The 24,596-nt window shown below is 36.6% G+C and carries 24 protein-coding genes; 12 read left to right on the top strand and 12 right to left on the bottom strand.

The features are described from left to right. Positions 1-370: 370 nt before the first annotated feature. On the top strand, positions 371-1,987 hold the full coding sequence (locus EXE10_RS13980) for a bifunctional 3-(3-hydroxy-phenyl)propionate/3-hydroxycinnamic acid hydroxylase (RefSeq protein ID WP_130113779.1): 1,617 nt from the start codon (positions 371-373) through the stop codon (positions 1,985-1,987). Between the two features lie 104 nt (positions 1,988-2,091). Here the strand turns inward: EXE10_RS13980 and EXE10_RS13975 are convergent, their stop codons facing one another. Both EXE10_RS13975 and EXE10_RS13970 read right to left on the bottom strand, forming a co-directional pair. Next, positions 2,092-2,700, bottom strand: a complete 609-nt coding sequence (locus tag EXE10_RS13975) for a glutathione S-transferase family protein (RefSeq protein ID WP_130113778.1) — start codon at positions 2,698-2,700, stop codon at positions 2,092-2,094. Between the two features lie 149 nt (positions 2,701-2,849). After that, positions 2,850-3,581, bottom strand: a complete 732-nt coding sequence (locus EXE10_RS13970) for a GntR family transcriptional regulator (RefSeq protein WP_130113788.1) — start codon at positions 3,579-3,581, stop codon at positions 2,850-2,852. 121 nt (positions 3,582-3,702) lie between these two features. Between EXE10_RS13970 and EXE10_RS13965 the strand changes: the two genes are divergently transcribed. After that, complete coding sequence (locus EXE10_RS13965) at positions 3,703-4,992, top strand: SLC13 family permease (RefSeq protein WP_130113777.1); 1,290 nt, start codon at positions 3,703-3,705, stop codon at positions 4,990-4,992. A 7-nt stretch (positions 4,993-4,999) separates the two neighbouring features. After that, complete coding sequence (locus EXE10_RS13960; RefSeq protein WP_130113776.1) at positions 5,000-5,803, top strand: amidohydrolase family protein; 804 nt, start codon at positions 5,000-5,002, stop codon at positions 5,801-5,803. A gap of 94 nt (positions 5,804-5,897) precedes the next feature. On the opposite strand, the gene EXE10_RS13955 is transcribed toward EXE10_RS13960, so the two are convergent. From EXE10_RS13955 to EXE10_RS13945, 3 genes are read right to left on the bottom strand one after another with little or no spacing between them, the layout of a single operon-like run. Beyond that, complete coding sequence (locus EXE10_RS13955; protein WP_130113775.1) at positions 5,898-6,791, bottom strand: LysR substrate-binding domain-containing protein; 894 nt, start codon at positions 6,789-6,791, stop codon at positions 5,898-5,900. Between the two features lie 10 nt (positions 6,792-6,801). Then, on the bottom strand, positions 6,802-8,013 hold the full coding sequence (locus EXE10_RS13950) for an MFS transporter (RefSeq protein WP_130113774.1): 1,212 nt from the start codon (positions 8,011-8,013) through the stop codon (positions 6,802-6,804). Then, the gene (locus tag EXE10_RS13945) at positions 8,014-8,586 is read right to left on the bottom strand and encodes a TetR/AcrR family transcriptional regulator (protein ID WP_130113773.1); all 573 of its coding nucleotides are present in this window, start codon (positions 8,584-8,586) and stop codon (positions 8,014-8,016) included. It lies immediately after the preceding gene. 245 nt (positions 8,587-8,831) lie between these two features. On the opposite strand from EXE10_RS13945, the gene EXE10_RS13940 reads away from it, so the two are divergent. Continuing rightward, positions 8,832-9,173, top strand: a complete 342-nt coding sequence (locus EXE10_RS13940; protein ID WP_130113772.1) for a hypothetical protein — start codon at positions 8,832-8,834, stop codon at positions 9,171-9,173. A gap of 262 nt (positions 9,174-9,435) precedes the next feature. On the opposite strand, the gene EXE10_RS13935 is transcribed toward EXE10_RS13940, so the two are convergent. From EXE10_RS13935 to EXE10_RS13925, 3 genes are all read right to left on the bottom strand, one after another. Next, entirely contained in the window at positions 9,436-9,957 is a 522-nt protein-coding gene (locus EXE10_RS13935; protein WP_068975777.1) for an acyl-CoA thioesterase, read from the bottom strand. Between the two features lie 147 nt (positions 9,958-10,104). After that, the gene (locus tag EXE10_RS13930; RefSeq protein WP_130113771.1) at positions 10,105-10,287 is read right to left on the bottom strand and encodes a hypothetical protein; all 183 of its coding nucleotides are present in this window, start codon (positions 10,285-10,287) and stop codon (positions 10,105-10,107) included. Positions 10,288-10,491: 204 nt separating this feature from the next. Continuing rightward, positions 10,492-11,391 carry a patatin-like phospholipase family protein gene (locus EXE10_RS13925; protein ID WP_416346108.1) on the bottom strand — a complete coding sequence of 300 codons (900 nt, stop codon included), beginning with the start codon at positions 11,389-11,391 and terminating at the stop codon, positions 10,492-10,494. Positions 11,392-11,617: 226 nt separating this feature from the next. Between EXE10_RS13925 and chrA the strand changes: the two genes are divergently transcribed. Beyond that, complete coding sequence (gene chrA / locus EXE10_RS13920; RefSeq protein WP_130113769.1) at positions 11,618-12,811, top strand: chromate efflux transporter; 1,194 nt, start codon at positions 11,618-11,620, stop codon at positions 12,809-12,811. 44 nt (positions 12,812-12,855) lie between these two features. Here the strand turns inward: chrA and gltS are convergent, their stop codons facing one another. Both gltS and EXE10_RS13910 read right to left on the bottom strand, forming a co-directional pair. Beyond that, a complete protein-coding gene (gltS, locus tag EXE10_RS13915; RefSeq protein ID WP_068975780.1) occupies positions 12,856-14,091 on the bottom strand; it encodes a sodium/glutamate symporter in 1,236 nt (411 codons plus the stop codon). A gap of 499 nt (positions 14,092-14,590) precedes the next feature. Then, positions 14,591-15,844, bottom strand: a complete 1,254-nt coding sequence (locus EXE10_RS13910) for a DcaP family trimeric outer membrane transporter (RefSeq protein WP_130113768.1) — start codon at positions 15,842-15,844, stop codon at positions 14,591-14,593. Positions 15,845-16,257: 413 nt separating this feature from the next. Between EXE10_RS13910 and EXE10_RS13905 the strand changes: the two genes are divergently transcribed. The 4 genes from EXE10_RS13905 to EXE10_RS13890 all read left to right on the top strand — a co-directional run bounded on the left by EXE10_RS13905 (position 16,258) and on the right by EXE10_RS13890 (position 20,130). Then, positions 16,258-16,962 carry a nitroreductase gene (locus EXE10_RS13905; RefSeq protein WP_130113767.1) on the top strand — a complete coding sequence of 235 codons (705 nt, stop codon included), beginning with the start codon at positions 16,258-16,260 and terminating at the stop codon, positions 16,960-16,962. Positions 16,963-17,061: 99 nt separating this feature from the next. After that, on the top strand, positions 17,062-17,550 hold the full coding sequence (locus tag EXE10_RS13900) for a hypothetical protein (protein WP_130113766.1): 489 nt from the start codon (positions 17,062-17,064) through the stop codon (positions 17,548-17,550). Between the two features lie 111 nt (positions 17,551-17,661). Then, on the top strand, positions 17,662-18,546 hold the full coding sequence (prs, locus tag EXE10_RS13895) for a ribose-phosphate diphosphokinase (RefSeq protein ID WP_130113765.1): 885 nt from the start codon (positions 17,662-17,664) through the stop codon (positions 18,544-18,546). 87 nt (positions 18,547-18,633) lie between these two features. Next, positions 18,634-20,130, top strand: coding sequence for a nicotinate phosphoribosyltransferase (locus EXE10_RS13890; protein WP_130113764.1), 1,497 nt, complete (start codon positions 18,634-18,636; stop codon positions 20,128-20,130). A gap of 54 nt (positions 20,131-20,184) precedes the next feature. Here EXE10_RS13890 and EXE10_RS13885 read toward each other — a convergent pair whose 3' ends face one another. Then, positions 20,185-21,417 carry a hypothetical protein gene (locus tag EXE10_RS13885; RefSeq protein ID WP_130113763.1) on the bottom strand — a complete coding sequence of 411 codons (1,233 nt, stop codon included), beginning with the start codon at positions 21,415-21,417 and terminating at the stop codon, positions 20,185-20,187. 137 nt (positions 21,418-21,554) lie between these two features. On the opposite strand from EXE10_RS13885, the gene EXE10_RS13880 reads away from it, so the two are divergent. Then, positions 21,555-22,304: an NUDIX hydrolase gene (locus EXE10_RS13880; RefSeq protein ID WP_130113762.1), complete on the top strand. Its 750-nt coding sequence runs from the start codon at positions 21,555-21,557 to the stop codon at positions 22,302-22,304. Between the two features lie 69 nt (positions 22,305-22,373). On the opposite strand, the gene EXE10_RS13875 is transcribed toward EXE10_RS13880, so the two are convergent. Then, entirely contained in the window at positions 22,374-22,748 is a 375-nt protein-coding gene (locus EXE10_RS13875) for a hypothetical protein (RefSeq protein WP_130113761.1), read from the bottom strand. Positions 22,749-22,845: 97 nt separating this feature from the next. Between EXE10_RS13875 and EXE10_RS13870 the strand changes: the two genes are divergently transcribed. Both EXE10_RS13870 and EXE10_RS13865 read left to right on the top strand, forming a co-directional pair. Beyond that, the gene (locus EXE10_RS13870; RefSeq protein WP_130113760.1) at positions 22,846-23,223 is read left to right on the top strand and encodes a VOC family protein; all 378 of its coding nucleotides are present in this window, start codon (positions 22,846-22,848) and stop codon (positions 23,221-23,223) included. A gap of 115 nt (positions 23,224-23,338) precedes the next feature. Beyond that, positions 23,339-24,592, top strand: coding sequence for an exonuclease SbcCD subunit D (locus EXE10_RS13865; RefSeq protein ID WP_130113759.1), 1,254 nt, complete (start codon positions 23,339-23,341; stop codon positions 24,590-24,592). Positions 24,593-24,596 lie beyond the last annotated feature (4 nt).

The following is a 24,596-nucleotide window of genomic DNA, read 5'->3' as shown; positions in this document are numbered from 1 at the left end:
CTAAATCATGCTGCGATTTAGTCTTTTTATTTTGCATATACTATCTAAAATCAACTTTTCAATTTTTATCCAAGCTGTCTATCTTCCAAAGCCATTTAGATACAAAAGCAATCACAGTGAAATGTTTTAAATATAAGTATAATTTTCAATGAAGAACGATCAGATAAATTCCTTTTCATTGATAGTTTAAAAGAATCATTGAATTAAAAATGAATATGCTTAATTTTAAAATAAACCAAATAAAAACAAAACATTATTAAATACTCCATTTTTTAAGCACTCAAATTCACAACGAGTTATCCACTATGGCATAGCTAGGCTTAGACCCTCATTTGAGTCATTAATATCTACATATTGTGGTTTGAATGGAATGATCGCTGTGAGTTCAAAGATTGATTACACCACGCAAGTGGCTATTTTAGGTGCGGGTCCTGTAGGTCTGACAATTGCAAATTATTTAAGCAAACAAGGCGTACACGTGACTGTGGTCGAGCAACTGGACAGTTTAATTGATTACCCGCGTGCGATTGGGATTGATGATGAATCCCTGCGTACCATTCAATCACTCGGTCTGGTGGACAAAGTCCTGCCACATACCACGCCAAACCACGCAATGCGTTTTCTAACCCCGAAAGGTCGTTGCTTTGCGGATATTCAACCTTTAACCCGTGAATTCGGTTTTTCACGCCGTAATGCCTTTATTCAACCGCAAGTGGATAATGTGTTATTACAGGGTTTAGAGCAGTATGAAAATACACAGGTTTTATTTTCACGTCATTTAGACGAGTTTACTCAGGACGCCAATGGCGTAACACTGAACATCCAGAATAAAGATGGCAATAAAGAAGTTATCCATGCGCAGTACTTAATTGCCTGTGATGGGGGGAACTCAATCGTCCGTCGTACTTTAAATATCGGTTTCGATGGTAAAACAGCCCCGAATCAGTGGATCGTGATTGATATTGAAAATGACCCATTGGCAACACCGCATATTTATTTATGTTGTGATCCAGTGCGCCCTTATGTATCTGCTGCCCTGCCTCATGGTATCCGTCGTTTTGAATTTATGGTGATGCCTGGTGAAACACAGGAAGAACTGAGCAAACCTGAAAATATTGCCAAACTTTTATCTAAAGTTTTACCAACCACTGATGGTATCGAAGTCATCCGTCAACGTGTCTATACCCACAATGCCCGTATCGCAGATAAATTCCGTGTAGATCGTATTTTACTCGCAGGTGATGCAGCGCACATCATGCCCGTATGGCAAGGTCAGGGTTATAACAGCGGTATGCGTGATGCCTTTAACCTGGCGTGGAAAGTGGCTTTAGTCGTTCAGGGTAAAGCGACACCTGATCTGCTGGATTCTTACCAGGTTGAACGTAAAGACCATGCCAAAGCCATGATTGATCTTTCTGTGATGGCCGGTCATGTCCTTGCACCACCGAAAAAATGGCAAGGTTTTGTTCGTGATGGGATTGCTTATGCACTGAACTACATCAAACCGATCAAGCAGTATTTACTGGAAATGCGCTTTAAACCGATGCCGAAATATAACGACGGGGCTTTGGTTAAAGACAACAATAAAGAATCACCAGTCGGTAAAATGTTCATCCAACCACAGGTCCAGCTTGAAAATGGTCAAACTGTTTTACTGGATGAAGTAATTGGCAATGACTTTGCTGTGATCGCCTGGGGTGTCGATCCGAAATGGGGCATCAATGACGCCAATATGAAAGTATGGCAATCTTTGGGTGTGAAATTTATTCAGGTACTTCCTGCGGTTCAGTTAGGCAATGAAAAACGTAAAATCCATGATGGTGTAATCACGATTGGTGATACAGGTACAGAAATCCGCTCATGGTTCGGTAAAACAGATCAGGCGATGGTGATTTTACGCCCTGATCGTTTCGTAGCAGCATTGGCGATTCCACAAACCATGAATACGGTGAGTCAGCAACTTTTCAGTAAGTTACATGCGAAGTAATGGATTGATTTAAAAAATCTTAATTCATTAAATTTAAGAATCCTTAAACACTTAAGGATTCTTTTTAATTCAAAATTCAACTAATCAAGTGCCTCTTTTCTATATCAAATCGACTCAAACCACACCACATCTTTAACCGAATCACGTTGCTGAATTAGTTTTAAGAATGGTTTAAATTCGTCTAAATACGGCACAATTTTAAACGTGATCGCAAAGACCAACCAATACGCCAAAAACAAATCCGCAGCAGAAATTTTTTCACCTAACAAATAGGGATTGGCTTTACTCAGCCCTGCCTTTATAAAGTCATAGACCAACGCTTCAGTACCAAAACTTAGACTGCCCTTTTTCTCAGCAGCCAATTCAGGTGAAACATTTAAACTTTTAAAATCCATCATTTCAGTCATCGGACCATGACAGAAGAATAACCATTTCAAATATTCACCACGTTTCGGATCGTTCAATGCAGGTGCAAAACCTTTCTCGATAAATTTATCTGCTAAATAAGCAAAAATTGCAGGTGTTTCTGAAATTACTGAATCACCATCAACTAAAAAAGGGACTTTGCCCATCGGATTTAAAGCCAAATATTTAGGCTGACGCAGATCTTTATATTCCACCTGAATGATTTCAACCTGATTTTCAATGTCTAATTCTTTTAGTAAAGGTAGCAGTGTATTTCCGCGAGAGTGCGCATTGGTATAAAGTTTCATTATTCTGACCCGATTGATGCTGTTTTTATGGAATAAGAATAGCGTAAATCAGATGTTTTTATGTACAGGAATAATGAAACAAAATGATGAAAATATCATCAGCATACCATGATGTATCCTGATGATGAATCAACTAAGAAAACATAAATTTAGTGAATCGTAATCTCATAATTAAAATTTTCAGCAAAGCCCAAAGATTCACGATATTCAATCGGATGCCCTTGAATGTCTTTAGCAACACGACAGACTTGAACTAAAGCTTCTGACAATTGATTGGCTAAGTACGGATCTTGAAGATTCTTTTTAAAAGAAAGTTGTTCGACTGCAGAAGACACAAATTGCCCACATTTTTCATAGTAAAATGGATAAAGTAAATTCGCAAAATCCTTGAAAGCAATGTCTTTGAGTGCTGAAAACAGCTGTGCTGACAGCCAAATTTTCTCACTTAAAACCACCACATTTTCATTTAAACGCACACGCTCGATATAAATCAATGGATCGTTTTCACTCAGTTGCAATTTTTGATTGATTGCAGGAACTGCCTCAATAACTTCTAATTTTTTAATTTCACCGATTGGCTGTACATCTTCACCGAATTGATTACGCATACGAAAAAAACGCATCAGAGATGTCGCAAAGTTAGGCTGTCTTAAAAATGTTCCTCGCCCTTGCGATTTCACCAACAAACCATCTTCAACTAAGCCTTCAACTGCTTTACGTACTGTTCCGACAGACACGCTATACATGCTGGCTAATTCTTGTTCAGATGGAATAGGTTCATCAATCGTCCATTTAGACTGAACTAAAAGCTTTTGAATTTGCCAACGTACTTGCTCGTAGCGAGGCAATTTAAAATTTTTAAATGCATTTTCATCAAGCATTTGCATAACTATTACAAAATGAGGATTTGACAATCATAACACAACATACTTTAATACAAACATCTAAACATATATATGTCTGTATGTTTGTGAGTCATATACTGTCAAGGAGAGATGACAAATGACGATGCTTATTCTTGCTGCTTTAGCCATATCTATTGGCTTAGGTTACGTGACGAAAATCAATATCGGATTTTTTACGATCATTTTTGCCTATTTGATTGGTTGTTTTGGTATGGGACTCAAACCATCTGAAATCATCGAACTTTGGCCAGTAAAAATTTTCTTTATTATTTTTTCTGTGACCTTGTTTTATAACTTTGCTCTTGCCAATGGTGCACTCGAAAAGCTTGCCAGTCATCTCCTGTATAAATGTCGGAAATTCCCACAGTTATTGCCTTTGGCAGTGTTTTTTGCCTCAACCATCATCGCGGCTTTAGGTGCAGGTTTCTATACCGTCTTAGCCTTTATGGCACCGATCACCCTATTGTTATGCCGTAAAACCAATATGAGCATGATTATTGGCGGTATGGCGGTCAATTACGGTGCGCTTGCAGGTGCAAACTTTATGACCTCGCAAAGTGGCATTATTTTCCGTAGTTTGATGGAAAATGTCGGCATTGATAGCGCAACCAGTTTCAGCTATGCCACAGGTATTTTTGTAGTGACACTGGTTATTCCGATTGTTGTATTGGGCATCTACACTTTATGGAATCGAAATAGTAATTCGATTCACATTGAAGATACGCCACCTGAAGCATTTAATGATAAACAGAAAAAGTCTATCGCCCTAATTATTGGCATGATGGCGATTGTTTTGATCTTCCCGATTTTAAATTTATTGATGCCAGATCAACAGACCATTGCCTTCTTAAACTCAAAAATTGATATCGGTTTTATTGCCATCATCTTTGCCCTGATCAGTCTGTTCATGAAACTTGCCGATGAGAAAAAAGTCATGGCATTGGTGCCTTGGAACACTTTAATCATGATCTGTGGTGTCGGCATGCTCATTGCACTCGGTGTGAAACTCGGTGTCATTACGCAACTGTCTGACTGGCTGGCAAATAATGTTCCTGTGTGGCTCATCCCGATTCTGATTTGTTTGATCAGTGCCATCATGTCTGTTTTCTCAAGCACTTTAGGTGTGGTTACGCCGACGCTTTTCCCGATTGTACCTGCGATTGCACTTGCTTCGGGCTTAAACCCTTTGGTCCTTTTCCTTTGCATCGTTGTTGGTGCGCAAGCTTCCGCCATCTCCCCGTTTTCGTCTGGCGGAAGCCTAATTTTAGGATCAGCACCTGCGGATGTGGATAAAAACCAACTCTTTAATCAACTGTTATTTAGAGCTGTTCCTATTGGTTTAATCGCGGCTTTGATTGCAGTACTGATACTTAAATTTGTAATGTGAGATAAAAATGTTTGCTGTTGATACGCATGCCCATGTATTTTCAAAAAATGATCCTTGTATCGCCACTGCACGCTATACACCAGATTATGATGCTTCTGTAGGCGAATATATTGCGCATTTGGATCAACATCATTTAACACATGGCGTTTTAGTTCAACCCAGTTTTTTAGGTACAGATAACCGTGCAATGCTGAATGCTATTGCGCAATATCCTGAACGTCTCAAGGGCATTGCGATGGTCGAGCCAGACCTTTGCATTGATGAATTGGTCAAACTCAATCAGCAAGGCATTGTAGGGGTTCGTTTAAACCTATTTGGTAAAGAACTACCAGATTTTTCTACCTCTGCATGGCAGAGCTTGCTTAATCATTTATCTTTTATGAACTGGCAAATTGAGTTACATGCACCGCCCGCCTATTTGGTGCAAATCTTACCTGTGCTAAGTCCGTATAAACTCAATGTGGTGATTGACCATTTTGGACGTATTGACCCAATTAAAGGTATCGCAGACCCTGATTATCAAAAACTTCTAAGCATGTTAGAACCTGATCAACACTGGATTAAAGTTTCTGGGTTTTATCGTCTTGGTGATTTCTCTAAAAGTATCTCAATTGCAACCCAAGCCTTTCAATTACTCAAAGAAAAAGGCTTTATGCATAAGTTAATTTGGGGCAGTGATTGGCCACATACACAACATGAATCTAAGGTGTCTTATTCAAATGTTGAGGATGCATTTCAGCAGATTGTTCCTGATCTGAAAGAACAGCAACAGATTCTGGGTGAAAATGCACAAAAACTATTTTTATTTTAAGACCATAAAACAGTTCTTAAAATTTGAGTACGGAAATAGAGTCGGAATAATTTAAGTTATTCCGACTTTTTTATCATCTAGCATTTTGATTGACTCAAAACATTTCCATATAAAACTGTTCTTTTAAAATTTTTAAAATCAAAGCAATTGCTTCATTTTTCTGATCTTTACGATAGCTCGCATACAATCCAATCATCGGTAAAGGCTCAATGGTATTTTTCACCACAATCTTATCGCCCAGTAAAGGAATCACATAAGCGGGAACCAGACTCCAACCTACACCCATACCCACCAAATTGACATTCAAAAGAATATTGGTCGACTTCTGAACCACATTGACATTCAGCTTCGACTGCTTGAAAAAATCCTGAATAATTTTATGCAATTGGGGTGAAGCATCTTCATCACTAATCACAAAATCTTGATGATTAAATTCCTTAATACTCACTGTACGCTGATCTGCAAATGTAGAAGTCTTGGGAATAATTAAAGCCAGAGGTTCCTGAAAAATCTGCACATTTTCAAACTCACCCGACTCATCAGGATAACGAGTAAATGCAATATCAATTTCACTCTTACGCAAAGCGCTAAACTGCGCCGAATCCGTTAAACTATGAAAATCAATTTTAATCTCAGGAAAATGCGCCCGAATATTCGGCATGATATACGGAAATACTTTCATTTCTGCGACAGGAACAAAGCCAATTTTTAACTGATCTTTATTGATATTGGCAATTTGACGTGCATCATAAATGGCTTTTTCAGCGTGTTCTAAACTCAATAATGCCTCTTTTAAAAATGCTTTCCCCTCTTCGGTCAACTCAACTTTACGATTGGTACGAATCAAAAGTTGCACACCAACTTCATGTTCCAAATCTTTAATTTGCTGACTGAGCGATGGTTGTACCGTACACATTCGATGTGCCGCTTTAGTAAAATTTAACTCTTCAGCAACAGCAACAAAATATCTTAAATGACGTAATTCCATAATGCAGTCCTCACTGTACTGAAGTTAACTGTGGTGCAACTTTGGCTTTATAAATGAATAAAGTGACCACGATGATTGCAGCGCAAAATAAATAAGTAAAAGAATAGCCCAACTCAGCAATCAATAAGCCCATAAGAACAGAACCGATCGCCATACCAAAGTCGAATAATGTAAAAAAGCTTGCGATGGCATGCCCCATCCGCGCTTTAGGTACGGATTGAATCGCAACAGTTTGAAAGCATGGAAATAACGAACCATAACCAATCCCGATAAAAATCGCAGACAGCCATAGAATCCATGGGTTGGACATGAAACTCACAATCACTAAACCAATAGCAAAGCAAATAAAGGATGGATAAATCACTGAACTCGCACCCTTACGGTCAAATAACTTTCCAACCCAAGGTCTAACAATAATCATTGAAACAGCAAAAATGATGAAAAATAGACTGACGTAAGGCAAAAGATGCTTCGACTCTGCATAAGCCGTAATAAAACTCATAATGCTGGAATAGCTAAAAGCAGTGAGCAAAGCAACAAATCCAATGGGAAGCACTTTAAATTCAATGACATCATGAATTGAAAATTTGTTTTTTTGTTCATGCTCAATATTTTGAGATACATTTTTACTTTGCATTGGAATCAATAGGCAGAAGATAAATCCAATACAAATAATCGCAGTAAGAACTTGAAAAAGTATTTTAAAATCTGAATATTGTAAAACAGATAAGGCAATAAATGGACCAAATACTACCGCCAAATTGGTTGACATCACATAGTAGCCCATGCCCTCACCTTTACGCTGTTCAGGAATAAATTCATTAGCAACAGGCACGGCAACTGTGGTTAGTACACTAAACCAAATACCATGAATGAAGCGTACCAATAACAAAATCCATAAGCTGTCGGCAAATAAATAAGTAAATGCAAACAACATAAATAAAAATTCAGAACCACGAAATGAGAGCTTATGCCCTATTTTTTCAATGATTAAGCCTGAAAATGGACGAATCGCAATGGATGAAATCAAGAATAAGGTTAATGCCAAACCCGCTTCTTTAACCGAACCGCCTAAAGACTTCATGATATAAATCGGCAGAATCGTTAAAAATGCAAAATAATAGGTAAATAAAAACAAATTATTTAAAACACAAAGAATAAATGAACGATTCCATAAACGATCTGGGGTTTGATTTAAACGGGGTGCAGTTGTATTTGCCATCTATACCACCTCATCTACACAACGCGCAGGCGCTAAGATTAAGGTGACAAGCTGATGAATATATTCAGCATTTGGAACTTGATTAAAGAAAATAATTTGATAATGAATGGGTGCATATAAAGTATCGAGCATCAATTCATAAGGATAATCTGCTTTAATTTCTTGACGTTGTACTGCTAATTCAATCAGTTTTCGAGTCTGTTCACGGCGTGGTAATAAATATTGTTTAAAAAACTCACCTGCTGCTTCACGATGTTCAGCCATCACCACCAATAAAGCACGCCCCACTTGATGATTTAAAGCTTTAGATAATTTAAGCAACTGCTGCTCTAAGTTATATTCAAGACTTTGTGAAAAATCCATTTCAAATACAGAGGCTGTCTGTGCTTTAAAAGTATCAAATACCAGATCAGACTTATGTTTCCACCAACGATAAATCGTTGATTTTCCAACACCTGCTCGTGTCGCAATATCTTCTATGGTCAAGCTACTATATTCATGCTGTTCAAGCGCTTCCACAACAGCATTGAGAATACACTGCTGTCGTCGTGAAGTTTTTTCTATTTCAATCATCCATGCACCAAACGATACGATACGTTTCGTTTTATTCTAAAAAATCTCTAGCCTTTTTATAAATAGTTGTTTTATTGATCATGATACTTAAAAACGATCATTAAGACGTGAATACAGCATTTCTGGATTTATACACAATGTACAAATATTCACATTGAAGACTTATATAATAAATGCTCTACTGAACACGTTCTTTGAACTTCTTTTTATAAATAAAACATCTATTAAAAATCTAAGGAATCAAGATGCTTAAAAAACTCATAGGTCTCAGCTTACTCAGCATACTTTTGGTGGCATGTGGCAAACCCTTACCAACAGATAAACATAGTTATTCAGGGACTTGGCAAAGTGAAGATGGTCGCGTGAATTTAATCATCACACCAGAAGGTCGCGTGGAATATAGTAATAAACAACCCAATTCAAGCTCATCTGTATCCGCACCGATTACTGAATTTAAAGGCAACAACTTTAGTGCAGGAATTGGACCACTTGCAACTGAGTTTAAAGTTGAACAAGCTCCTCAGCAGACTGCTGAAGGAGCATGGACGATGACTGTCGATGGACATGTACTCAATAAAGTTCAATAAATCCATCTAAAAAATAAAAGACCTCCACAATGGATAATGCCACTCAATTAAGGTTTTTTGGATCCACCCCATCCCTCCTTTTTCAAAGGAGAGATGAGTAGCCTAGCTACGCAAGATTACAAAAAATCATTTTAGTCACAGGAAGTTCCCCTCTTTTTCAAAGAGGGGTTAGGGGAGATTTTAGGAATCTATCCAATAATTTTTCTTAACTGATCAGCATTATTGACATCGGAGGTCTTTTATTTTCAACTACGAGAATGAATTAACTATGCGATGTCTTTTTATAAATACTGCATGATGGATGATGATTTTCTTGTAAACGTGCCACTTTACGGTGTTCTGCCGCTTCATAACGACAACGTTTCCAATCATTATCCAAGTTCAAAGGTGGTACTTGTTGCGGTTTACCATTTTCATCAACCGCAACCATCGTGAAATAACAACTATTGGTATGACGCACTGTACGTTTACGAATATTTTGCGCTTCTACACGAATCCCAATTTCCATAGAAGTACGACCAACATGGTTGACACTTGCAAGGAAACTCACCATTTCACCGACATGAATTGGCTCTTTAAAATTCACTTTATCTACTGAAAGTGTGACGACATAACTACCAGAGTAGCGACTTGCACATGCATAAGCGACTTGGTCAAGAAGCTTGAGGATGGTTCCACCATGTACATTACCTGAAAAGTTTGCCATATCTGGTGTCATGAGTACGGACATGGTTAATTCTGTTTGGTCATCTGTAGCTGGGATCATTTGATCTAATGGAGACATCGTATGCTAGACTCTATTTTAGGCAGGAGATATATGCCTATTATTATATATCTTTTGAATTAAAAAACATGCTTAATTCGGCAATTGCTCATTATCTCAATTTATGATTGTAAACATGATCATTTATTTGAAATATATTCTAGTGTTTTATTGACTATTCTCTACTTTTTGAAGCATTTCAGCTGCAATATTGTCATATTGAAGTACTTGTTGATCAGACAAATGATATTGGATTTCATAGGAATGATCATGATTTACTTTAGAAATCTCGAAAACCACTTCAGGCTGAGTTGCAATTTTAACTTTGTCACCAACAATAAATTTATTCATCTTTTATCTCATTATGCGATTTTAATGATCAACTTCTTTAATCATTTTATCGCACTTAATAGGGTAAAATTATAATAAATTTAAACTCATTGGTAAATTTAAAAATTTGAAAAAACAGAATTTATCCACAGAATGAAATTTTATACTCCAAAAAAAACCTGATCAATAATTACGCTCAACCTAAGGAAATTAAAAGTAAGAACGTTAATTTTGGACTTGCAAATGCTCCTGATTTTGTTCAGATTTTAACTTAGTCGCAATTACAACATCTAAATCATGCAGCCTCTGATTTGCGGCATCAATACCTGCTTGCATGGTATCTAGACGTCCTTTGACATCAAAAATATGTGCTTTTTCACGTAAATCAGGTTGAATCACAATATCCGCATTTTTAAGTTCTTCAGCAGCTAAACGATTCTGCATGATATTGATATTTTGGTTAAACAAGCCCCAAACATTGGTTGTTTCTGTATTAACAGGTTGCGCCAATATATCTACTGCAATCACAATATCTGCACCCAACTGTTTAGCAATATCCACAGGAACTGGACTCACTAAACCACCATCCACATATTCCTTTCCTTGAATTTTAGTTGGGATAAACATACTTGGAATTGAAACTGAAGCACGTACAGCTTGCCCTGTATTGCCATAGTTAAAAATAGTTTTTTCACCATTTTTAAGTTCTGTTGCAACCACATACATTGGGATTTTCATTTTCTCTAAAGGGGTTTGATTGATCTGTTTGTTGACATAATCTTCAACTTTTTGACCATCGAAAAATCCCTTCATCCCAATTTTAAAATCACGTACATCGCCTACTTTCATATCTAATGCAATTTGACGTAACTGCTCCGCAGATTTACCACTTGCATAAATTGAACCGACAATACTCCCCGCACTGGTTCCAACAATAAAGTCTGGTTTAACACCATGTTGTTCCAATACTTCAATTACGCCAATATGAGCGTAACCACGTGCACCACCACTGCCCAAGACCAAGGCGATGACTGGTTTCTTCTTCACTGTTTGTTTGAAATGATAAAAACTCTTATCTAACTTTGATGTGGCTTCCGAAACTTGTTGTGATTGCAACATTTTCATCTGTTCATTTTTAACAGGTGTAACACTACAAGCCACTAAAGGCAAAGTACAACAAATAGAAATTAAAATCTTATTGAACAATAGCATATACTCTCGTATTGAAATAATAATCAATGCTCTATTTATCTAAACATAATTTATGAAAATTTGCTGTTGTATTTATTTAAACTGTCATCTTTTTCACATACATTAAAAGAGGTTATGGTCGAAAAATAATGCTTTATTTATGCCTAGATTATTTGAAATATTTTGGATTTTTTTAAAACTAGGCTTTACCAGCTTTGGTGGTCCTGCTGCACATTTAGTATTTTTTAAACAGACTTTTGTTGAGCAAAAAAAATGGCTAAATGAACAACAATATGCCCAGTTACTTGCACTCACCCAACTCCTCCCAGGCCCAAGTAGTAGCCAAATGGGGATGGCGATTGGTTTCTTAAAACAAAGCTATAGTGGTGCAATTGTTGCATGGATTGGTTTTACGCTTCCCTCAGTACTTTTAATGGCTTGCTGTGCTGTGATCGTACAACAACATGCTCAATTTTTCGATTCTGCGTTGTTTTCTACCCTCCAATCTATTCTTTTAGCCATCATCATTTTTGCTTTTTGGCAAATGTTTAAGAGTTACTGTAAAACCAAATTTCAATTTACATTAATGTGTTTGAGTACTGTCATTTTAATACTAATTACTAATACATGGATTCAGTTTGCACTCATTTTCACAACGGGTATCTTTTCATTATTCATCACACACCATCAAAAAATTCATCCCCAAATTGAGCAAAAACAGAATGCTTCACTATTTGAATTTTCTTACTCAAACAGCTATATCTGGTTAATCATTTTTCTCATACTATTTTTTGCCTTGTGGCTCGGGCAATTATTCACAAGTTCTATACTTTTACAATCAAGCTTTGACTTTTATAAAACAGGTTCACTGGTCTTTGGTGGGGGACATGTTGTACTGCCAATGTTACAGCAAGACTTTGTGAATACAGGATTAATTAACCATAAAAATTTTGAATTGGGTTATATGCTTGCACAGTTTATGCCTGGACCTTTATTTACATTTACGAGTTATCTTGGTGCATTTTTACCACTCACAGATTCAACAATACTCAATATTGGCATTGCGACTATCGCTATTTTTATCCCCTCCTTTTTCTTTATTTTTGCTGCTTTACCTTATTGGTCTAAGTTATTGGAAAATATCTATATCCAAAATATGGTGACCTATATCAATGCTGTGGTCGTAGGATTTATCTTATCAATCATTGTTCCCATGGCTGAAAAATCACTCATTAACATCCAAAATATTCTTTATACTTTTTTAATGTTACTTAGCTTAAAATTAAAAATATCAGTCTTTATCAGTGTTCCTGCTATTTTATTGATTCATTATTTATCCATATTTATTGCATAAAAAAGCCAGTGAGATCACTGGCTTGATGTATAACTTTATCTAACTTAAACCACGAATTTCAAAATCAACTGAATAACTGTTGCGTTGATCAAATCGACGAAGAATGCACCACATAATGGAACGATCAAAAATGCTTTATGTGAAGGTCCATACATGTTGGTAATTGCTTGCATATTGGCAACCGCAGTAGGAGTCGCACCCATACCAAAACCACAATGCCCTGCTGCCAATACAGCTGCATCGTAGTTTTTACCCATCACTCGGAATGTCACAAATGCTGCATATAGTGCCATTGTCAGTGTTTGCGCTGTAAGAATCACGACCAGTGGTCCTGCAAGATCAGCCAACTGCCAAAGTTTCAATGATAATAATGCCATCGCTAAATAAAGTGATAGTGCCGCATTACCAAATACATCAATCGCGCGATCAAAAATTTTAACGCGTAATAAGCCTTCTAAAATATTTCGAAGGATAACACCACCGCCAAGCGCCCACACAAATGTTGGGAGTTCAAACCATTGCCCTTTACTATAACCCGTCATAAATTCAGCAAAAGCCAAACATGCTGCAAATAGACCCAAGGTCGTAATCGCATTATCAGCAGTGATTAAACGAACTTTTTGTGGATATTCGAAAGGAACATATTCGCCTAATTCAGAATCTGTATGCTGACTATTTGGATCAGCATCTTTTTCTGTTTTAGGGCCAGAAAGTTGGTAACGGTTAATCAACAACTTCGCCAATGGTCCACCGATGATACCACCGATAATTAAGCCAAAGGTCGCACTTGCCATACCCAATGCTAATGCACCTTGGATACCGTGTTGCGTCTCAAGAATTTCCCCCCAAGCCCCTGCTGTACCATGACCACCAGTCAGTGTGATAGAACCTGCAATTAAACCAATTAGAGGATCTAAACCCAAAACTGTTGCCAATCCCATCCCAACAAAATTCTGAACAACGATAAATGAAGCGACACAGATCAAGAAGATGACTAAGCCGATCCCACCTTCTTTTAATTTAGCAAAATTGGCACTTAAACCGATTGAGGCAAAGAACACCAACATGAAACTGGTTTGTAACTCGCTGCTAGTGCTAATACTATAGCCCCACAAGTTATGTACCAAGAGAGAAATAATTGCCGCAACAAGACCACCCGCAACCGGTTCTGGGATATTATACTTACGCAGAAAATCGATTTTATTGACAAGGAAGCGGCCTAATAGCAATACAATGACTGCGGCAATCAGTGTATAAAAGGCATTAAAAGTAAATTCCATAGTAATTATCCATTCTTTGGTTATATTTTTGCTGTTAAGTCATCCTGTTTTATCCTACTAAACTTTATAATCACATAGAGTTAATAGTTACTGAACCACTCGTTAGACACAACAAAAAATAAAAAAAAGGTCGACTTTCAATATTGAAAATCAAAGATTTTTAGAAATGAACTTAGAAATAGATAGAGTTACAATGTAGCAAAAATTTAGACAAAAAATGGGCATCTTGTTACTCCTATTCTTGATAAAAGATCATTTCATCAAACAATCAGAAATACAGTTTTGAAAAACGGATTGCTTTTAAAAACTGGCTAAAGCATGTGATCTATCATCCCGATAGTATCAGTATGCAAAAAAGTGCGTCAATTATGCATTTTTTTTATCAAATGTCTAAACTTTTACGCATTTTATAATATCTCAATTTATTTTATGGATGTTTTAAAAATAAAAAACCGAGGAATCAATCCTCGGTTTTCTTTAGGATAAATATATTTCTAAATTAGAAATTATATTTCGCCATTAAACCTACACGGTTATCTTTGAAAGATTTACCTGCAAAGTTCTCACGTTTACCATTCACATATTCAACACCAAGATCAATTGGTTTAGCTGGTGAATAAATCACGTTTAACCAAGCTTGTTGAACTTTTTCATTTGCAGCTGCGTTGCCTTTGTTCGCTTTAGCGAAGTCATTACTATCATCAGCAAATAAAGCACCATACGCTAAAGTTGAGCGTAGATTAGGTAAAATTTTATAAGTACCACCTACTTGAACAGCAGTAAATTCGTTTTGCTCGATACTATTACCAACCACAGTATAGGCAGCATTACTACCATACAAGTCATTGCTGTTACCTACAACATATGAAGCGTCAGCGAACAATTTCAATTCATTAGAAACTTTAAAATCTGTACCCGCTGCAACTCCCCAACCAGTCTTGTCCTTACTTACACCATTATCTTTATAGTTTTCAACTAAGACACGTGCAGAAGCATTACCATTTCCACCTGCATATGATTGAGTTACTTTACCCGTTAAAACAGGAATGCTGTATTTAATTGAACCATTCGTCGTAGTATCGTCACCGCGCTCAGCTGAAACTGATAATTGAGTTGTTGGGCTTACTTTATAGTTATAACGTACTTGTGGAAGACGGTTTGTGCCACCACCTACGTTGGTTGAGAAGTCAATCATTTCAGGTGCATGACTAGCAAGGAAGTTAGACGTTGTTTGACCAAATAACCAATTGTTATACGTTAAATATGCATGACGGATACGTAATCCACCATGAGCATCCGTTCCGCCCCCCATGAAATCTGCTTCAACTTTACCACCGACTTTCGCATCGCCTGCAGGTGTATTAAAATCCAAACCGATACGCGTTGTTTTTGCAGTTGCACGAAGCTTATCTTTTGCTGTTTCAGTCGTCGATGGAACACCACCAAAGTCAGAATCAGCACCTTTGATGATATAGTTTGCATCACCGCGTACAAAACCGTAAATGTTAATGTCTGCACCAGATTTTGATTTTAAACCTGCTAAACCTGCTGCAGGAGCTGTGTCAACTTTAGACTCTACAAGACGAACTTGTTGTTGCTGTTGTTGAAGAAGTGCTTTGAGCTCTTGAACTTCGTTACGAAGTTGTTGAATTTCTGAATTGTCAGCTGCTTGTGCAGTATTTACCATTAGCGCAGTTACTGTCAGGGCTAAGCTCTTAATGATAAATGACTTACGTTGTGTAAATAGACCCATGAAATATTCCTCGTCTTTTAAAAAGTTGTGCATCCGTACAATTTTGACTTTTTAACCCCAATACTTTGCTAAAAAATCGTTTTTTGTTTTTGCAGTAAATTCATACTACATTGAAAAAACATTGCACTTTTATGCTTGCTATAAATTATGTAAAGCATTGAAACTAAGTTCAAACCCAAAAGTAACAATTTGTGTATAATTCTTACACAGTTGTAATCTAGCTTAACTTAACATCATTATTAAAATCAGTTTTATCGAATAAGAATCAAATATCAATTCTTTTTTTAGATTAGTATTTCTATAATCATTATATAATCTAGGGTTTAGGGAATTCAGTTGAAAATGAATATTGCTACTCTAAGACTATCGTATATAGTTATTTCGATAAAAAAACGCATCAATAAAGGACTTTTATGAATTTAGAACATGTTCAAGCAGTAGATCAGGCAATTACAGGACGTCATTCAGTACGTGCATTTTTGGATAAAGCTGTCGATACACAGACGATAAAAGATATTTTAAATGTTGCTTGTCGCGCTCCCTCAGGTACAAATACACAGCCTTGGAAAGTTTATGTGGTCACTGATAAAAAACGCCAAGAGATGATTGATCGTGTCTGTGCAGCACAGATCGAATTGTTTACCCAACCTGAACTTGCAGAAAAATATACAGAAACTTTTCCTTATTATCCTGAAACTTGGATTTCACCTTTTATTGACCGCCGTCGTGAAAATGGTTGGGGGCTTTATGGGCTACTTGGCATTCAAAAAGGTGAAAAAGAAAAAATAGCAGCACAACAATTGCGGAACTATCAATTGTTTGATGCACCTGTCGTGCTGTATTTCACAGTCAATAAAGCCATGGGAATTGGTTCTAAAATGGACATTTCCATGATGATTCAAAACGTCATGGTTGCTGCCAAAGCACGTGGTTTAGATACTTGCCCTCAAGCTGCATGGAATCACTTCCACGATATTGTTTTAGATGTATTAAATGCACCAGATGATGAAGAGTTGGTATGTGCTGTTGTTTTAGGTTATGCAGATCCAGATCATATTGTGAATACATTTATCACACCACGTGAGCCTGCTGAAAACTTCACTGTTTTTTTAGATTAAATCTGAAAAACTTGATATGAAGCAGATTTGGTAGATGCTAGGTCTGCTTGAATAAGCTAAAAAAAGAATCAACATTTAAAAAAATTAGACTGATAAAATATGAATAAGAATATACTGATTTTCCTTGGATTTTTCACATTGAACGCTCATGCGCAAATAAATTCACCTTTCTTACAACTTCAAGCTGAAGTACAAAAAGCTATAGCAGATCCAACAGGCATTATTTCTCAAGGAAGCGATAAGCTCAGCAATAATGAACATTTGCAGATGTGGATAAAAAAAACACCTGAAGATGATTTAAGCCCTTCTATAAAAGCCTTCATCATCTATGGTTATACACAGAAAGATCAGAACCTTGAAATCACCAATTATATGAAAGGACACTCATACCTTGACTGTCAAAACAAAAAAACAGCAATGCGATCAGGGCTTGTTCTCGCAAAAAACGGCGAAGGAAAAGTAGATTATGAGAACTCAACCTTAGTCTGGAAAAGTAAAAACCTGACGGGACAGGCAGGAAAAGACTTTCTTAATTTTTATAACAAACTATGCCCTTCGGCATCATCAAATTCGCAAACAAACAATTAAATAGTGATGACTTGATCATCATGTAATCTTTTGTAAATTCATCTTGAAAATATATTGTCTTTATGACACTATATATGTGTAGGCAGTTAGCCACTATAGAGAGATATGAAAATGTCTATTCAAATCAAAGATACAAATAACAATATCATTCCTGTGCAATGCATGCAGTTTGCAGGCGGTGAACGCCATGTACAAGTTGATGCAGAAATTTTAAAAACACTGACAGACTGCGTGCATGTTCAAGCCAAAATCAGCAACAGTCAGGATTTGATGGATTATCTTTTGCTTGAAAATGTATTACTTAATCAAGGTTTAAGCATTGATTTGGAAATTCCCTACTTCCCTTATGCACGTCAGGATCGCATCTGTGCAACAGGACAGGCTTTTTCCTTAGACATCATGACCAAGTTGCTGAATCTCAATGCTGAACAGTTCCCACAGCAACGCCGTTCAATCACGGTTTGGGATGCACACAGTGTAGTGACTGAAAAACTATTGCATGAAAACACCCATTTTCTAAATATCGAAAATGTGCAATCGAGCGATATTATTTTACAAAGCAAGGCATTAACCGAAATTTTAAAGGCTGAAAATACGGTGTTGATCTGTCCTGATGCAGGTGCAAAAAATCGTACCCAACACATTGCAAATGTCATCAATGGTTTAAGACAGCGTGAAATTGAGATTATTTATTGCGATAAAAAACGTAATCCTGAAACAGGGAAAATCATGAACTCACATGTCAATGCTACGGATTTAACAGGCAAAGTTGCGGTAATTACCGATGATATTTGTGATGGTGGTGCAACCTTTAAAGGCATTGCAGAAGAATTGAAAAAACTGAATTGCGAACATGTGGTGCTCTATGTCACGCACGGCATTTTCAGTAAAGGCTTTCAGGTTTTTGAAGGATTGGTTGATCAGATTTTTACTACGAATAGCATCAAGCAAACTGAACATGAAAAATTAACTGTCATCAACTTTAATCATGCCTAATACTCCCTCCTTTTTCAAAGGTGAGGAGTATCCGCTCCGCAAGGGTGGATTTATAAAGACTGAAACAAATAAATACGGAGAATCACAATGAGCTTAAAAATTAATCCTTTAAATGCAATCGACTTTTATAAAGCAGACCACAGACGCCAATACCCTGTTGGTACTGAATATGTTTATGCCAATTTCACGCCACGTTCATCACGTTTAGCCAATATGCTGCCTGATTTTGATGACAAAATCGTTTTTTTCGGGCTACAAGGTTTTATCAAACATTTTTTAATAGAAACATGGAATGAAGGCTTTTTCCAACAGGATAAAAACAAAGTCGTATCTAACTATAAGCGCCGTATGGACAATGCGTTGGGCGAAGGTGCGATTCCTGTCGATCACATCGAGGCTTTATATGACTTAGGCTATTTACCAATTAAAATTAAAGCCTTAGCTGAAGGCAGTCGAGTCAATATGAAAGTGCCTGTATTGACCATTGTAAATACGTTGCCTGAGTTCTTTTGGCTCACCAATTATTTAGAAACAGTGCTGAGTGCAGAACTTTGGAAAAGCTGTACTACTGCAACGATTGCTTTTGAATACAAACGCTTATTGACTGAATATGCAATAAAAACAGGCGCACCGCTCGATTTTGTTCCTGTGCAAGGACATGATTTTAGTAGCCGTGGCATGAGTGGTATTTATGATGCAACGCAAAATGGCGTGGGTCACTTAACAAGTTTTATCGGTACGGATGCAGTATCTGCGATTGATTATGCTGAAGAATATTACAATGCTGATGGCATCGTGGGCGTGTCCGTTCCTGCAACTGAACACAGTGTGATGTGTATGGGCAGTGAGGACAATGAAATTGATACCTTCCGCCGACTCATCACGGAACTTTATCCATCAGGTGTGGTCAGTATCGTGTCGGATACATGGGACTTTTGGCGTGTGATTACTGAATTTACAGTTGAACTCAAAGCTGAAATCCTTGCTCGCCAACCGAATGCTTTGGGTTTAGCGAAATTGGTATTCCGTCCTGATTCGGGAGATCCTGTAAAAATCATTTGTGGCGATCCTGAGGCTGAAGTTGGTAGCCCTGCGTTTAAAGGTGCTGTGGAATGTTTATGGGAAATCTTTGGCGGTACGACTACAGACAAAGGCTATAAAGTTTTAAATGAACGTGTTGGCTTAATTTATGGTGATTCGATTACTTTAGACCGAGCTTTACGGATTTTAAAAGGCTTGGAAGCCAAAGGTTTTGCATCGAATAATTTGGTCTTTGGGATTGGTAGTTATACCTATAACTATCTGACTCGTGACACTTTTGGTTTTGCAGTTAAAGCGACTTGGGGACAGGTGAATGGCGTTGCTCGTGAATTGTTTAAAGACCCTGCAACAGATTCGGGTATTAAAAAATCTGCCAAAGGTTTGTTACGTGTTGAAAAGACTGCACATGGTTTTGAATTGTTTGATCAACAAACACTTGAGCAAGAACAACAAGGTGAGTTAAAAACGGTATTTGAAAATGGTCGCCTGATTCGGGAGTGTAGTCTAGATGAGATTCGAGAACGATTAAATTCAAATTTATAACCCAACAATATTGCATTCAGCTTTGCTACAAAAAGCTGAATGCATCAATCAATCTTATTCAAATACACCAGCAAAATAATATGTTCCATTGATTGTATTTGAACCAATTTTCACATTATTAAATGTAAAATTTTGCTTTGAATTATCTACCGTTAAACCAGTACATGCTGTATTTCGATCTCCACAATGATAAGTCGTTTCACCTTGAGTTAAAGTCGCACTTAAATGACCTTTAAATTCCTGAATAATAGTAAGATTACCTTGTTCTTTAAAACCTAGTTCATAAAGTTTCTGATCATTTCGCGTATATGCTTGAACATTTGAATTTATCAAAGATAGTTTATTCATATTATTCAAAATTAAATTTGATTGATCAAATGGTACAAATGCATTTGAGCTTAAAATTTTCATCTGATCATTTGAATTTTTGAGTTCCAAACTATTTAAGTTTAGTTGCAATCCCTGAGTTGAGGTAGACCATATTTCATTTGGTAAATCAGTAATTCGATATGTATCAGTATCCGTCGAAATAACGATAGCAATATCATTTTCTGAAGTTGTATTATAAGTTTTAATAATAGTCAGAAATATTGATTTATCGCCATTTTTTAATATTAGACTCCGCTCTGTCCGTAGAACTTGATTTTCATAAGTTGAGTCAACCTCCTCATAACGTTGAATTTGGTATTCATCTTTATCAAATATGATTTTTCCTTGTATTGGTATTGCAGGAAACCGATTACTTTGAAAAATTGGCCAATTGCTTTCTGAATAGTAATTCAGTTTTCCAGATACTGTTACATTTTTTAATTCTGATAAATCTGTAATTTGATGAGATGAATCTCCCATATAAAATTGATTTGGTGCATCCACTAAAGTGACTTGAATTTTCTTTTTTTGATTTAGGTCTGTAATCGAGTATGTGCTATTTGATGAACAATTAAAATTAGGAAAACAAATAACTAATTTAGCTTGATTGATACCTGCCTTAGTATATGCCATTGTAAGTTTTACTTTGTTGTCTTTATTAAATTCTACATTCGTAAATGCAGGATATACTTCACCAATAGCATTAAAAGAGCCTAAAGAAATAGGTTGATTACCTGTGGCTACGATTGTGTACTCTAATTTTGATTCATCAAATTTCATTGTTTCAGAGATACCATTACCCTTAACAATCAGATAACTAGAGTCATTATCAACTTTAGACGAATCAGAATGATCACTACCACCACACCCAGCTAACACAAACATACTAAGTAGAGAAGAAACAGCTATTTTTTTCATAATTAAACCTTAATAAAACTCTTTTATTTTTAACTAGTTCTTAAATTATTTTATAACAGTTTTTTTACTTGGCGAAAATGCTATAGCCTGCAATAATCCACTTACCCTTTCTTTTTATAAATAAAGCGAGCCTGACTGTGACCTTTTCTTCAGAACAAGACTTTTTAAATCAATACAATAAAAAAGAATTTGATGCGCCTTTATTTACAGTCGATATGGCAATTTTTTCTGTTGATGCAGGTCAGTTACAAGTTTTACTGATCAAGCGTTCCAATTTTCCACAAAAAGACAAATGGGCGCTACCAGGCGGTTTTGTCGATTTATCTAAAGATACAGATTTAATGGCTTCAGCACATCGTAAATTGGTCGAAAAAACAGGTTTGAAGTCACCACATTTGGAGCAAGTGTGCACGGTGGGCAATGCGACCCGTGACCCACGTGGTTGGGCGGTAACCTCTTTGTATTTTGCGCTGATTGATTTTAAAGAATTTCAACGCATCGCCACTGAACAGACTGAATACAGCGAATGGGTTTCCATCACTGATGCGAAAAAACTCGATTTGGCTTTTGACCACTTACAGCTTTTAGATATGGCAGTAGAACGTTTAAGTTCTAAGGCGCGTTATACCGCTTTGCCTGTCAGTTTGATGCCTGAATTGTTTACGCTGACTGAGTTACAGCAGATTTATGAAATTATTTTAGGGCAAAGTTTGGAGAAGAAATCGTTTAGACGCCGTATGATTGAAGCGGGTGCTGTTGAAGAAACCGATCAATCGAAAATTGCAGGGAAACGCCCTGCTCAATTGTATAAATATGCTTTGGATAGTTTTGATTTTCACTTTCCAAGAATTTTGGAGTATCCGAGGAATTCACTTAATAAATCTTGAAATTATAAAACTTTAATAAGTAGTTCTGGAGTGAAGCTCATTGAGCTTTCTCGTATTTATTGGTTTCCCTCAACAACAACATAAGTACCCATAGACATTTTTTTCTTTAAGACATTGAACAATTTTTGCTAAAAAGTTCATAACCTCAATGTCTGTAACATTTAATGTCTGAATTTTAGAAATGATAAGTAGAATATTCTCTTGATCGAAATAATTATCAAAACACGCATCAAAATACTGTTCCATCTCTCCTGAGTAAGGATTTAAAACAGGATACACTGATCTAAAAATAGAAATTACATAGGAAAAATCATCGCTTGGTATGAAATACATCCTATTTCGATCATTATCAATTAACTCAAAATCATCACCTGCTGCCCAAATAAAAAAACCAATCTTGCTTACAGTTTCAGGATTTTCGTCAATTGTTAACTTTATTGGCATCGTATTAAGCACATCATTTTTATAATTTCAGTATTTATACATTGAAACCAACAAAATTGCTTTATCTTTAAATAAAGATCAAACAGGAATAATAACAATAACCGCCCTCACCTACTTCGAAATCCAATCCTCAAATCCTGAACGAGAAGTAAAATTTTACAGTAAAGTCTTTGGTTGGACATTTACTAAAGTTGAAGGTTTACCGATTCAATATTATCAGATCGAAACAGCGAATATTCACGGTGGTTTACTCGAACGCCCTGCAAAAATTCCACCAACCCATTGTGGAACCAATGCATTTACCTGTTCATTTGAAGTTGCTGATTTTGATCAAACTGCTGAAAAAATCTTAGCTTTGGGTGGTCAAGTTGCAATGGAAAAATTCGCCATTCCCAATAAATGCTGGCAAGGTTATTTTTTAGATGCAGATAACAATACATTTGGATTGGTACAAGTCGATCCAAGTGCAGGATAAAACAACAATCTTTAAAAACTTAGGCGACCAAATGTGTCGCCTATAAAAATTCATCCATCCTGAATATTCGAAAACATGCTAAATTACACAGGGCATTTCAAAGACTTGAGTTCACATGACTGTACGCTTTTTTCATACTTCAGATTGGCATTTGGGACAATTTTTCTATAACCATTCCCGTCAATACGAACATGAACAATTCCTCGTATGGTTACTCGAACAAATCAAAGAAAAACAACCACATGCTTTGCTCATTGCAGGCGATATTTTCGATGTAATCAATCCTGCATCATCAGCACAAAAGCAACTTTACCAATTCCTTGCAGATGCCCACGATCTTGCACCACACATGCAAACCCTCATGATTGCAGGCAACCATGACTCAGGTTATCGTATCGAACAGGTTGAACCATTACTTGAAAAATACCATGCTAAAACAGTCGGTGTAATCCATAAAAATCTTGAAGGTTCAATTGATTTAGACCGTTTACTGATCCCAATCCATGATGAAAATGAAAATACAGTCGCATGGTGTTTAGCCCTACCCTTTTTACGCCCTGCGGAAATTACTGGGTTAAATGAACACACCACTAACAGTCAAAATGCGATTGCCTATATCCATCAGCAACTGATTTCAGCAGCCAAACAGCGTAAAACCGATGATCAAGCTTTAATTTTGATGTCACATGCCCACATGCAAGGCGGTGAAACATCTGACTCAGAACGCCCGATTATTATTGGTAATGAAGAAGCACTTTCGACGGCACTTTTTGATGATGTGATTGACTATGTTGCACTTGGGCATTTGCACAAACCACAGAAAGTTGGTCAGGAGCATATTCGTTATAGCGGTTCACCTATTCCGCTATCATTTAGTGAAATTAACTATAAACATCAAATTGTTGAAGTTACGATTGATCCAACCAAAAATGATGAATCACGTTTTCACTACAAAGCAATTTCCATCCCAAGAACAGTAAATTTATATAAATTTTCAGATCCTTTACCAATTATTTTTGAAAAGCTAAAAACCTTACCAAGAGGTGAAATTGACGATATTGATCATCGTCCATATATTGATATTCAATATTCAACCAATATTCCGCCACAGCCTAATTTAAGACAACAGTTTGAAGATGCTTTACCACCGAATCGCTACCGTCTGGTGCGTATTTCCCGACAGTATCTAAGCACAGAAAAAAATGGTGATGATGCAGTTCAAGTCAGTTTAGAACCACCAACACCTGAAAAACTGTTTCAACAGATCTGGGAAAAAAATGGTTATGCCAATGATGATGCTGTGCTGAAAGATTTTTTAAGCCTCGTTCATGAAGCCGAAAAATCACTTGAAGATGAACACAAAGCATAAGGAG

The organism is Acinetobacter sp. WCHAc060033 (genome assembly GCF_004209125.1).
GTDB classification, from domain to species: Bacteria; Pseudomonadota; Gammaproteobacteria; order Pseudomonadales; family Moraxellaceae; genus Acinetobacter; species Acinetobacter wuhouensis.
This window is presented reverse-complemented; position numbering and strand designations above follow the sequence as displayed.